General features: G+C 63.7%; 13 protein-coding genes and 1 tRNA gene. 3 read left to right on the plus strand and 11 right to left on the minus strand.

Annotation, left to right across the window (positions count from 1 at the left end):
- Positions 1-25 precede the first annotated feature (25 nt).
- Genes ACR9Y6_RS09535 through pilV form a run of 6 tightly spaced genes read right to left on the minus strand, consistent with a single transcriptional unit; the run spans position 26 to position 7470 of the window.
- Positions 26-661: a GspH/FimT family pseudopilin gene (locus ACR9Y6_RS09535; protein ID WP_481281068.1), complete on the minus strand. Its 636-nt coding sequence runs from the start codon at positions 659-661 to the stop codon at positions 26-28.
- Positions 661-1092, minus strand: coding sequence for a type IV pilin protein (locus tag ACR9Y6_RS09540; protein ID WP_481281069.1), 432 nt, complete (start codon positions 1090-1092; stop codon positions 661-663). Before ACR9Y6_RS09540 ends, ACR9Y6_RS09535 begins: the two co-directional genes overlap by 1 nt.
- Complete coding sequence (locus ACR9Y6_RS09545) at positions 1082-4891, minus strand: pilus assembly protein (protein ID WP_481281070.1); 3810 nt, start codon at positions 4889-4891, stop codon at positions 1082-1084. Before ACR9Y6_RS09545 ends, ACR9Y6_RS09540 begins: the two co-directional genes overlap by 11 nt.
- Positions 4892-4902: 11 nt before the next feature.
- Positions 4903-5517, minus strand: coding sequence for a pilus assembly PilX family protein (locus ACR9Y6_RS09550; protein WP_481281071.1), 615 nt, complete (start codon positions 5515-5517; stop codon positions 4903-4905).
- 22 nt (positions 5518-5539) lie between these two features.
- Positions 5540-6922 carry a PilW family protein gene (locus tag ACR9Y6_RS09555; RefSeq protein WP_481281072.1) on the minus strand — a complete coding sequence of 461 codons (1383 nt, stop codon included), beginning with the start codon at positions 6920-6922 and terminating at the stop codon, positions 5540-5542.
- On the minus strand, positions 6919-7470 hold the full coding sequence (pilV, locus tag ACR9Y6_RS09560) for a type IV pilus modification protein PilV (protein ID WP_481281073.1): 552 nt from the start codon (positions 7468-7470) through the stop codon (positions 6919-6921). Before pilV ends, ACR9Y6_RS09555 begins: the two co-directional genes overlap by 4 nt.
- 180 nt (positions 7471-7650) lie before the next feature.
- Between pilV and ACR9Y6_RS09565 the strand changes: the two genes are divergently transcribed.
- Both ACR9Y6_RS09565 and ACR9Y6_RS09570 read left to right on the plus strand, forming a co-directional pair.
- Positions 7651-8004 (plus strand): hypothetical protein, encoded by a 354-nt coding sequence (locus ACR9Y6_RS09565; RefSeq protein ID WP_481281074.1) that lies wholly within the window; start codon positions 7651-7653, stop codon positions 8002-8004.
- Between the two features lie 71 nt (positions 8005-8075).
- Positions 8076-8258, plus strand: a complete 183-nt coding sequence (locus ACR9Y6_RS09570; RefSeq protein WP_481281075.1) for a hypothetical protein — start codon at positions 8076-8078, stop codon at positions 8256-8258.
- Positions 8259-8634: 376 nt separating this feature from the next.
- Here the strand turns inward: ACR9Y6_RS09570 and ACR9Y6_RS09575 are convergent, their stop codons facing one another.
- From ACR9Y6_RS09575 to ACR9Y6_RS09585, 3 genes are read right to left on the minus strand one after another with little or no spacing between them, the layout of a single operon-like run.
- The gene (locus ACR9Y6_RS09575; protein ID WP_481281076.1) at positions 8635-8847 is read right to left on the minus strand and encodes a hypothetical protein; all 213 of its coding nucleotides are present in this window, start codon (positions 8845-8847) and stop codon (positions 8635-8637) included.
- A gap of 16 nt (positions 8848-8863) precedes the next feature.
- Entirely contained in the window at positions 8864-9424 is a 561-nt protein-coding gene (locus tag ACR9Y6_RS09580; protein WP_481281077.1) for a GNAT family N-acetyltransferase, read from the minus strand.
- Positions 9425-9458: 34 nt separating this feature from the next.
- Positions 9459-9881, minus strand: coding sequence for a winged helix-turn-helix transcriptional regulator (locus tag ACR9Y6_RS09585; RefSeq protein ID WP_481281078.1), 423 nt, complete (start codon positions 9879-9881; stop codon positions 9459-9461).
- 110 nt (positions 9882-9991) lie between these two features.
- Here ACR9Y6_RS09585 and ACR9Y6_RS09590 point away from each other — a divergent pair, with 110 nt between their 5' ends.
- Positions 9992-10756 carry an SDR family oxidoreductase gene (locus ACR9Y6_RS09590; RefSeq protein ID WP_481281079.1) on the plus strand — a complete coding sequence of 255 codons (765 nt, stop codon included), beginning with the start codon at positions 9992-9994 and terminating at the stop codon, positions 10754-10756.
- Between the two features lie 254 nt (positions 10757-11010).
- Here the strand turns inward: ACR9Y6_RS09590 and ACR9Y6_RS09595 are convergent.
- Both ACR9Y6_RS09595 and ispH read right to left on the minus strand, forming a co-directional pair.
- Positions 11011-11086, minus strand: a tRNA-Thr gene (locus tag ACR9Y6_RS09595).
- Positions 11087-11128: 42 nt separating this feature from the next.
- Positions 11129-12070 carry a 4-hydroxy-3-methylbut-2-enyl diphosphate reductase gene (gene ispH, locus ACR9Y6_RS09600; protein WP_481281080.1) on the minus strand — a complete coding sequence of 314 codons (942 nt, stop codon included), beginning with the start codon at positions 12068-12070 and terminating at the stop codon, positions 11129-11131.
- Positions 12071-12075 lie beyond the last annotated feature (5 nt).

Below are 12075 nucleotides of genomic sequence, written 5' to 3' on the forward strand. Positions count from 1 at the left end.
AATCCGCCAGACCGTCAAGGTCGGGTCAGGGGAAACAGGATGAGGTCAGGGGCAAGGGTGTCACCGTGATCGCACCGGAAGCACGCAGGGTCAACAGCGAGCCCTGCCTGCCCTCTTCATTCGTGCCGACCTGGCTGACCGGGTCGCCTGGCTTACGCGCACACGCCACGAAGTTCAGCGTGGTACGGCCTGCACTGGTCACGAATTCACCGGTCTGGTTGAAGGTGAAGATCGAGCCGTCCGTCCCGCGCAGGGACACGCCCCGGATCTGCGGCGTGTAGCGAAGAATGTCCATGTTCTTCTCGCCGGTGACGAAGGCCTGGTTCGCACCATCCGCGGTCACGTCGTAGGAATACACGATCCAACCGGCGTCGTAGTCGAAGGGATCGGATGTCGCCTCCTGGCATTCCGTGCCCGTGGTGCTGCGGCAGATCGATACGAAACGGTGCTGGCTCGCCGCCTGCCCACGCGCGAACTGCATGTCCGCCGAGAGGGAATTGATCGCATTGGCGATGTCGCCCCGGCTCATTACCGAACGGAAGCTGGGTATCGCGACCGCCGCCAGGATGGCCAGGACGAAAATGGTCACCATCAGCTCGATCAGGGAAAGCCCGGCTGGTCGCTCCCTCACCCCGGTTGTACCAACCGTCAGCGCGCGCATCACCAGCAACGCCCGTTGGTGTTTCTCGTCGTGTCCGTCGACGCCGGCAATTTCGTTCCGGTGGAGTCGATGCTCAGCGAACCGCAGACGTCCTCGCTCTGGTCTCCTTGCGGAACGGCCGTCGCTGTATAGGTCTTGGTCAGATCGTCGGAGTTGATGGTGACCTTGTAGTACCCCTTCTCCGATGTGGCGCTGCCGAGCTTGAGATCGCCCGTCACCGGGTCGTCGCCGTAGTGGTTGAACGTGGCGTAGTAGCGTTCCTGCGCATTGGCGACGCGCATGAGCAGCTCCTGGCCATCCGCCCGGCGTGCACGGTAGGCGTAACGGCCATACTGGGTGATCGCGATCGTCGCCAGGATCGCCATGACGACGACCACGATCATCAGTTCGAGGAGGGTGAAGCCACGTACGGGGCGAAGCTTACTGGTCATTGAGGATTCTCCAGGAACGACGACGCCAGATGGGAGAGCCTACCGAGAATGCGGTGGACGTACCCTTCAGCGTGACCCCAGGAACGAGGGTGGTGCCGCCACCGATGAGGGTCGCCGCGGCGAGGCTGCCCGTCGCGGGTGGATTGTCGACGCGCGCACCGGCGAGCGAGTAACCGGCGCCAAAGGAACCGGTGCCGACGACGCCCGCACCCGGCCCGCCCGTCGCCGCGTCAACGACCATCAACGCACCGGCACGACCGGGGTTGCACGGGTCGGGGCTGGTCGGGATCAGCGTGGTGATGATCGCTCGGTTGGTATTGAACAACGCCGTGGGCGTGACGACGACACGCTCGCCCGCGGACACGTCGAGGTCGAAGTACCACCCTCCCGTGCTGCCCGCGACCGCGTTGCTGGTCAAGCCACGGTTGAAGCTCGCGTCTTCGACCAGGTCTTGCGCTACCAGATTCGAGCGGGTCCACGGCAGGCCGGTCGTATTGCCCAGGCCCGGATCGCGTATACCGTAGACGGATTGGGTCTTCGCACCCGTCGTGGTGCGGTCGTCGTCGCCCAGGAACTTGCCCGTGCCGAACACGACCATGAAGTATTGCGAGTTCGGGTCGGGGAACAGTCGCGGCATCACGGTGATCGGCTGGTCGCCGGGAACCGTGTTCGCAGGGCTGCCGCTGGTCGGACGATAGATGAGGTCGACCGTGCCCGTGCTGATGTCGCGCAGGTCGAAACGCCACAGGTTTCCCGCGAGATCGCCCGCGAAGGCGACATCGTCGACCTGGTCGTTGTCGTAGTCGCCCAGCACCGGAGATGCCAGTCCGAAGCTGGTGACGGCGCTGCCGCCATAGGTCGTCGGCGTCTGGAATTCCTTCAACACCGCACCCGTCTGCGCATCCAGGACGAAGAGCGAACTGAACTTGTTCGATGCCGCGGTGGCGTTGTAGGCCGGATCGAGGCTATCGGTCGGGAAATAACCACCTGGCACCAGCACGACCCACTTACCGCTCTTCAGGCGGCCGATATTGGGCTGGCCAAAGGTATAACCCAGGTTCGCACCGCCCACCGAGTCGGAATTGAATTCCCAGAGTACCTTGCCCGCCACGGCGGTGGCACTGGCACCCGTGGGATCGGTGATGTCCAGCGCATAGATGCCACGGCCGCCATAACGAAGGCCGCCCACGAGGATGGTGTGCCAACCGATCGTCGATGTGGGGCGGGCCTGGCTGAAGTAGACGTCCCGGTAGATCGGCGTGGCGTCCACCGTCGGCTGGTAGCTGAAATTGTTCTTCCTCGAGAAGTACCAGAGCTTCTGGTAGGAAGCGGAGGGCACGTAGGCCCACTGCTCCCGCCCGGGCGAGGATCCGCTCTGTGCGGCCAGGCGTGCGTCGAAAGCATGCAACATGCCGTCGTTCGCGGCCGCATAGAGTATCGGTTGACGATCGAGATGATCGGCGACGAACTGTGAATAGCTCTTCTTCGGGTCGCTCGTGTAGGCAGCCGTTTCGGGCGCCGGGGTGCTGGCATCGATGGGAGGGAAGAAGTCGCGATATCCGCTCGAGGGATAGCTTACGTACACAGGCTGCGCGTTGACGATCGCGCCCAGCAACGAGGTGCGCGTGCGCAGCAGCGTGCCTTCATCGGTGCGGATACCACGGACCCAGTTGACGCGCTTCTCGCCATTGGTGTCACTGATCACTTTGGTGGGATCCGGATCGGGCTGCGCGATGTTCATGATCGCCTTCTGTGCCGCCGTCATGTTGGCGTACAGGTACTCGACGCCCTTCCCTTCGCCCGGGCCGGCGCTGGTCACGATGATGCGTGAGTCCGTCCGATCGGTGAGCGCCTTGCCGGCTTCCCATAGCAGGCTGCCACGGCCACCACTGGATGTCACGGCATAGGCCTCGAGCTTGCCCGACCAGTCGGTCGACGAGAAGCTGGGAACATAGGTCACGGCATCCGTGCTGATCACGCCGGAGCTCAAGGCTGCGGAAACCGCGCTCGATGTCGTGGCGAGCACCGACTTGATGATGTTCACCAGACTGTTGACCAGGGTGGTCGGATCCGAGGCGTTGAAGAAACCACCACGGCTGTTGACCGCACCGTGCCATGTGTCGTCGATGGCTTGCGGGGAATTATTGACCGGCCGGGGCCAGGCTTTCGTGCCCGCCTTAAGCGCGGTGAGGTCGTTCGGAAAATCGAGGGTACCGGCAACGCCCAACGTCACGTAGAACTGCGAGACGTGCTGCCAGGTGGCGGGGTCGTTGGAAGGATTCCAGTAGACATCCACGTTCTTGGTGGGAGCATCCGGATCCACCACGGACGACGACGTCAGGTCCGGCAAGTACGGCTTGACCCCGTCCTTCAGTTTGGGCTGGAGATCGGTCGCCCAGAAATACCAGGCGATATTCGCCATGGACGAGGTATAGACGGTACCGGAAACGTTGCCGTATATCTTCGATACGGTGTCGCTGGTCGAATAGGCCGTCTTGTCGGGCAGCGTCTGGTTGACCTGGCTGGTATTGGTGGACCCCATGGCCGGGGCGCCGTCGGCACTTGCCGCCGGAAGCGTGGGATCGGTCTCGTTCCAGTAACCATCCGTCACCAGCATGTGGAAATTTCTGCGGCATATCAGATCGGCGCTATCGTTGCCGGAAAGGCCATTCCAGTAGGGATCGTTATCATCCTTGGTCAGCGGGGCCCGGAAGATGTTCGACGCACGGATGGTCGCGGCGCGCGCGGGCGTATCGTTGCCGCCGACGACCTGGAATATCCAGTCGAAGAAGTCCTGGCGCACCGTCGAGGTGAGGTCGCCGATGTTCTGCAGATTCGCGGTCGCCCCGAAGCGCACTGAAAGATCCGTGGAATCATTGGAGTTTCTCGTGTTCTTCATGTTCTGCCAGGCGATGCGGATCGAGTTGCCGATCTTGGCGAAGGCCTGCGACATGGTCGTACGCGTCATCATGTTGCGCGTGCGGTAATAGGCGAACCAATTGGCGAAATTCTGGTAGTTGCTGCTCGGTACGGCCACCGCTTCCCAGTTGGCGGAGTTGTACAACACGCTGGTGTCGACCGTTCCGTCGGACTTCTTGATATTGGCCGTGCTCTTGAGACGCCAGTAGTAGGGACCGCCAATCGGTTTGAGGCCATTTGGGTCGGTATAGGTGCCGTCGAAAGGGCTGGTGGCGTTGGGTGTGCAGCGCCAGCGGTTATCGGTGACATTGCCGTTCTTGGACGTCACGATCACGCCCGTTAAGTTGGCTTGGCGGCCATCGAACGCATCACTCTGGCTGTTACCGTTATTCCGGTATGCCGCCGCAGACGTCGTCTGCTTGTTGATTCGACGGTTGACATCGATGCCGTTCATCCAGACGGCTTTCAGCGTAGCATCGGCATTGGGAAATGAAGTGCCATCGGCCCGCACGGGCGGCGTATACGAAATGTTTGGATTGAAATAGACGCCGTTCATCGCCTCCGAACGGAGATCCGTCTTGTCGGTGATACGAGGATCGATGACACCCGCGCAGACCCAGGGCATGTAGTAGCCCGTGTTGCCGCTTACCGCGTCCTGCCACGACTTGTTGTCGAACGGCCGGTTGTCGCCCATGTAGAAACTCTGCATCGACCCGGAATCGTCGAAGGTCACGGCGACATTGGGTGCCACAGATGTCGTGAGATCGGGCGGAATGGCGCCAAGATTGGTACTGTCTGCACTGGCCAATCCAGGCAGGCCCCCGAGCATCGTCAGGACCAGCACGGTAGCGGCCGAAAGCAAGCGGTGGGATGCGCTCATGACGATATCTCTCAGTTGGCCTTGGCCGCGAACGTGGTCTCGATGACCCGGACCGTGTTGTCGTTCGCTCCGGTCGAGCGGGAGGTGATCCGGTAGATGTGGCTGTCGACGCTGGTGTTGCCGGTACCCGGCGAGGATTGCCCCGACTCGTGCTGCGAGCCGGCGCCAGCCGGCAGCTCCACACCCAGGTCTTCGATGATGTACACCGGATCCTTGGTCAGCTTGAAGGTCTTGTCCGCGCTTTCCGCCGTGAGCGTGCCGGCGGAATACACCGTGCTTCCCGTGTCCACCCAGCCCGGTGAGTTGCGGAACGTATCCACATTGGTGTTGGAGACAGTGGCATCGTATTTGTAGCAAACGGGACCGGACGTGGTGCAGGCCATCGGATCCAGGTTGCTCGCCGTCCACAGGCGCCATTCCGCACCACGAAGGGCGGATTCCGCACCGAAGTCGGCCAACTGGGAACTGCGCAGGCCGCCGGCGAGACGCAGCTGCATGAGTGACGTACCGGACGCGGCGATGGCGAGGATCGTGATCAGCAGGAGGAAGATCAGCGCGATCACGAGCACGACGCCAGCCTGCCGCCGTGGCGCCTGCCATGCTCGATGAAGGGGAAAGCGTTTCATGTCTGCTCCGGAACGCGTCGCATCAGGGGTTGTAGTTGCGCAGCATCACCAGCGAGGTGAACTGACGGCGGAGACGCTTGTCGTCGAACCCTTGCTGGGACGGCTTGATGGCGAGACCTGCCGTGCCCGACTGCGCCGGATAGACCGGCGCGAAATTGCCGTTGCTGCTATCGGGCGTATACAGGAAGGCCGTTTCCGGCGTGGTGAGGGTCGGCATGGTGACCTGGCTCGAAAGCAGCAACGACACCTCGATGCTCTTCACCGCGCGCCACAGGCATCCCGGATCGCTCGTCGTCAGGGTGTTCGCCGTCGGCGGACAGGTCACCGTCTTGTTCACACGTGAGTCGACCTGGTCGGCGGTGAGGAAGCGCACGGCGCCATTGGCATCCTCCACGCCGTAGCGGAAGGTCAGGCGCTCCACGCCGCGAATCAACTCCTGGTCGGGCACCGAAACGGTGGTGCCGTTGACCCGGCGCATCAGCGCGCCCGTCTTCACGCCGGTGTCCGATCCATTGTCGCTGACCACCTGCACGTAGTACGTGACGTTTTGCATGTCATTGACGAAATCGAACAGGCGCGGAGCCGACTGCGGTTGCAATGCCAGCGGCGTGATGAAATTGCTCGCCGCCGCGGGTACGAGCTTGGCCGTCGTGCTGCCAGTGACCGCGAAGACCTGTGCGCTGGAGCAGTCGGCGACGAGCGCCATGCCGCTCTTGAATTCCGAAATCGGCGGTTCGGTAGCCGTCGGAGCCAGTTGGATTTCCTTCAGCGTATTACCGGTCAGGTCGGGCACCACCTTGTTGGTGTCGCCCAGGCGCCAGCCGCGCGAAGAATCCAGGTAACGCAACGTAAGGACATCAGTGCCCACGACGCGATTGCCTACCGCGGTCCCCGCCGTGTTCAGCTTGCCGCCGAGGAACGTCACCGGAATCGGGAGGCACGCGCCCGTGCCCGTGCAGTTGTAGCCGCGCATGAACATGAAGGACGGCATCGCATACGGCGCTGTCGGCGCGGCCGGATAATTGACGCCGGACTCACCCGAGGCCCCACCCCATGGGGTCGTGTTCTCGAACAATGCGGGTACGTCCAGGAAGTTCTTGGCGAGGATGCGCGGCGTGCGCAGGCCGTCCAGGTAGACGTCCGACGTGGTCTTCGTTGCGACACCGCCGGTGTTGTTGCAATACATGCCGGTGGCCATGCTGAGGTCGTCGTTGAGCTTGCCGATGGCGAAGCGGCCGTCCTCCTGCAGCCGCGCGAGTTGCGTCTGCACCCGGTTGCTGCTGGAGGTCGAGAGGAACAGCGTGATGATCCCAGCCGACACCAGCAGGCCGAGCACCATCGCGACCATCAGTTCGATCAGGGTGACGCCGCGGATGGCGCGACGCATAGGGATACGCATGGTCATGGTTCGAAGACCCAGGTGAACGATTGCAGGTTGCCGTCGTCGACGTTGTCATCCGTGCCGCCGCCGATGCCGCGTTCGGCCCAGGTGATGGTCATCGTGCATGTGCCGCCGAAGGGCGGACGCAAGCCGATCTGCGCCGTGGGGTCGTAGCCGAGGTCGCCGGCCTTCGTGCATGCGATCGAGCTCGGCCCCAGTCCAGGCAGGAATGCCTGCAGCTGTGCCGTCCAGAGCAGCTTGTCGCGCAACGCGATGTCGTCGGGACTGCAGGGCGCTGTCGCGTCACACTTGGGCATCGTGCCCGTCGTGAATGGATAGGTCGCGGAGTAATCGTCTTTCCACAGCCCGTAGGGGTTGGCCCGCATGCGATCGGCCATGCTGTTGGCAAGGAAGGTCACCTGCGTGCGGACGAAGGCCGACTGGTTGGACCGCGTCGAGATGATCAACAAACCGGCGAGCCCGATGAGACCGATGCTGAATATCAGCACGGCCATCAAGACCTCGATCAACGACACGCCGCGCACCGCGCGGCGGGAACGAATACTGGCCACGTAGGCTTCCCCTGCATTTCCCTTCCGATAGCCTATCCCGGACCCCAGCCTTGTTAAGGCGCTTCCCGACGAGCGGTAGATGGCCGCCGACAAGCGGAGCCTGACGAGCGCCGGGGCTCACGCTAGGATGGCAGCCCGGAGTCGCCTGGGGCGGCACTGACCACCACATGGGGAAATATCATGCGACCGACCAGCGCGATCCTTATCGCCACCAGCCTTCTATGGACGTGTTGGACCCCCGCGCATGCCCAGGAAACCGGTCTACCCGGCGCCACCTTGGACGACGCGGGGCAAGCGGCGGGTTTCGGCCAGTTTCTTTGCGGGCTTCCCGGCGGCCAGATCGATGCCTTCCGAAAGAAGGTGGACACCCTCACGGCGGGAGGAACGGCGAGCGCGGCGTTCCATGCCGGCGAAGCGAGAGCCAGGAAGTTGATCGATCAGGCTCGTCAGGACAACGGAGATGGCCAGGAACTGCGGGACGTTTCCTGCAGCGAGGCCACCACCCTCATCACCAACACCCTCGCGACACCCTGACGTAAAGCGCACCGCACGTTCACGTCCCTGGGGGCTCCATGGCGGTCTCACCCACAACGGGAGGCCCAGCCATGAACCACGACCGCCAGGACGTCAAACACCCCGACCACAGCCAACCGAAGCATCCGGAGTCGGAACGCGAGAAGAAGGCCCGCAAGGAGCACGCCGACGAGAACCAGGACCACGCCCTGGAAGAGACCTTCCCGGCCAGCGATCCGGTCTCGCCCTTCGTGCCGGCGAAAGCACCCAAGTAAAACGCGCCACACGACGCCGCGCGTGTCGCCGACACGCCGGCGTCGCATCGGTATAACGCAGCGGTCACGAAGCAGCGGTGAGAATGAGCGGGCTAAGAAAGGAGTTCGTCCGTGCTCGCGCAGTATGTCTTCACCTCGGCGGGTGTTCCGTTCCGCATCGTTCGCCACGGCCACCGCTGGCGTGCGCTCCACGGCGATCGCGAAACCGGTCGCTACGACAACGCCGAAGAGGCGATCCATGCCCTTCGTGCCGATCATCCCGATGCCCGCCTGCCCCGGCGCCTGAGCGACTGGCGCTACCTGCCGGATGCTTCCCCTGCTCCACCTGGCACCACCCAGCGCGGCGGCCATGGCACGTCTCGCCGCCGGCTAGGCCTCAAAGGGCCATGCTGCGCCAGTGGCCATGGTCGTCCTCGATCCGCAGTTCCACGGAGGCGCCACCCGCGTGGTGCGCGCGGGCCTGGCGCAGCGCATAGGACAACGCATCGCGTTCCTGTTCGAAACGCACCGGCTTCTCCGCATCCACCCGCACCGCCCATTCGGCGCCGGATTGCGGGGGCTGCATGACGTAGACACGGACGTAGCGCATCGCTCGTAGCCTTTCCTCAACCCTGACGAGGCCATTCACGCGCCAGCAGGGCGAAGACGACGTCGTCGACCCACTCGCCGCGGAAGAAATAGCTCTCCACATGGTGGGCCTCCTGGCGGAAGCCGAGCGAGCGCAACAGCGCGATGCTGGCGACGTTGCGCGGGTCCACCGAGGCCACGGCACGCCGATAGCCCCAATCGCCAAAGGCGAGGCCGAGGGCCGTGGCCATGGCTTCACGGGCATAGCCACGGCCTTGCCGCTCGGGCCGGAGCGATACCCCGAACTCGATCGCCCCGTCCGGGGCCGGAGGGAAATGGATGCCGAGATCGCCGACGAGTTCGGCGGAATCCTTTTCCCGGATGGCGAGCTGGAACCAGCTATCGGGCGCGGCGAAGGGCTGGACGGCCTGCTTCGCGATGAACGCCTCGGCATCGCCGACGTCCGCCGGTTTCCAGCCCTGGTAGCGGGCCACGGCATCGTCGCCACGATAAGCATGCAGGAGCGGTGCGTCCGCCGGAACGAGGCGGTCCAGGCGCAGCCGCGCGGTGAGGAAGACGGGGTGAACGGGATGGTCCATGCGGCATCCTCGGCCTATCCGGCCGGCGCCGCAACTAGTCCTCGCCGGCACCACGCTTTTCGTAGTCGGCACGCGCCGCCTCGATGTCCGCGCGATGCTTTTCCGCCCACAACCATACGCTGCAAAAGGCGGCGCCGAGGCTCAGGCCGATCTCGGTGAGTTCGTATTCCACGCGCGGCGGCACCACCGGATAGACCGTGCGCGTGACCAGCCCGTCGGCTTCCATCTGGCGCAAGGTCTTGGTCAGCATTTTCTGGCTGACCCCGCCGATCAGGTCGGCGAGACGGCCAAAACGCAGGCGGCCATGTTCCGCCAGCACCTCCAGCGTGAGCATCGTCCAGCGATCGGCCACGCGTTCGATGATGCCCCGCACGAGGGCATCGAGTTCCGGATCGGTGTAAGGCTCGCCCAATACACGGCAGGGTTCGTCGTAGATCTTCTTGGTCTTGGCGGCCATGTCCGCACTCCATACTTCCCAAGCGGTAAGTATGGAACTTTTAGGCGCCTACTTTCCATAGGATCGTGTCCGGCCTAGCCTATCCCTACTTTTTCTCCGACGAGGTTCCCATGAACATCTCAGGCAATACGATCCTCATCACCGGCGGCGGCTCGGGCATCGGCCGGGCGCTGGCGGAAGCTTTCCACGCACGCGGCAACCAGGTCGTCATCGCAGGGCGCCGGCAGAGCGTGCTCGACGCGACCACCGAGGCCAATCCCGGCATGAAGTCGGCCGTGTTGGACATCGAGAACCCCGCGGCGATCCAGCGCTTCGCCGCCCAGCTGCGCAAGGACTTCCCGGCCCTCAACGTGGTGATCCACAACGCGGGGATCATGCGTCCGGAACGACTGACCGACGGCAGCACGGATACCGCCGAAGCCACCATCACCACCAACCTGCTCGGACCGATCCGGCTCACCGCGGCACTGATCGATCACCTGCTGGCGCAGCCGAAGGCGAGCATCGTCACGGTGTCTTCCGGCCTGGCCTTCCTTCCCTTCGCCGTCGCTCCGACCTATTGCGCGACCAAGGCGGCGATCCATTCGTATTCGGAAACGCTGCGCTACCAGTTGAAGGACACGTCGGTGCAGGTGCTGGAACTGGTACCGCCCTATGTGCAGACCGAACTGATGGGTGAGCGGCAGAAGAACGATCCGAACGCGATGCCGCTGGAAGCGTTCATCGAGGAGACGATGCGTCTGATCGAGACCACGCCGGACGCCACGGAAATCCTCGTCGAGCGTGTGAAACCACTGCGCTTCGCCGAGGCGAACGGGAGTTACGCGGGCTTCTTCAAGCAGTTCAACGACAACGCGGCGGATCACGCTCCGTAGCTGTCGAATCGCCGACAAAGTCGGCTCCCACCGGCTTATGGCTACTTGGCCGGCTTATGGCTACTGGCCGGCTTGCAGCTACCTGGCCGGCTTGCAGCTACTTGGATGGTTTGTGACTACCCGGCCAGCTTGCAGCTACCTTGTGGGAGCCGACTTTGTCGGCGATGCTCTTACGACAGACACAAAAAAACCCGCTGGCGCGGGTTTTCTTGTGTCCTCCGGGACCGCTCGTCGGCAGTCCGGGAGAAAGGCGCTGGTGCCGGAAATAGGAATCGAACCTACGACCTCATCATTACGAATGACGCGCTCTACCAACTGAGCTATTCCGGCGAGAAGCGGAATTCTAGGGAAGCTTGGCACCCGGCGCAAGCCTCAGCCGGCCATGCGCAGCTCCTTGGGCAGGGCGAACGTGATGTTTTCCGCCTCGCCATCCAGTTCGCGCACGCTGCCCGAGCCCCAGGATTGCAGGCGGGCGATCACTTCCTGGACGAGCTTTTCCGGTGCCGAGGCACCCGCGGTGACGCCGACGCGGGTCTTGCCTTCCAGCCAGCCGCGCTGGATGTGTTCGGCGCCGTCGATCAGGTACGAGGTGACGCCCTGTTTCTCGGCCAGTTCCTTCAGGCGGTTCGAATTGGAACTGTTGACCGAACCCACCACGAGGACGAGGTCCACGGCGTCGGCGAGACGGCGTACAGCATCCTGACGGTTCTGCGTCGCATAGCAGATGTCGTCCTTGCGCGGCCCCTCGATGCTGGGGAACTTCTCGCGCAAGGCGCCGATGATCGCGATGGTGTCGTCCACGGAGAGGGTCGTCTGGGTGACGAAGGCGAGCTTGTCAGGCTGCGAGGGCATCAGTTCGGCGACATCCTCGACGGATTCGACGAGGTAGATACGACCCACGTTGGCCCGGTTCCACTGCCCCATCGTGCCCTGGACCTCGGGATGGCCGGCGTGGCCGATGAGGACGACGTCATGCCCCGCGCGGCCCAGGCGCGCGACTTCCATGTGCACCTTGGTCACCAGCGGGCAGGTGGCGTCGAACACGTTGAGGTGGCGGCGGTCGGCCTCTTCGCGCACGGCCTTCGGCACGCCATGGGCGCTGAAGATCACGGTGGCGCCATCGGGCACTTCGTCGAGTTCGTCGACGAAGACCGCGCCGTCGGCACGCAGGCGCTCCACGACATAACGGTTGTGCACCACCTCGTGGCGCACGTAGATGGGCGCGCCGTAGGATTCGAGCGCGCGCTCGACGATGGCGATGGCGCGATCGACGCCGGCACAGAAACCGCGGGGATTGGCGAGGAGGATGTCCAAGGGGA

The sequence above is a fragment of the Luteibacter sp. TLI7-4A genome (assembly GCF_056754745.1).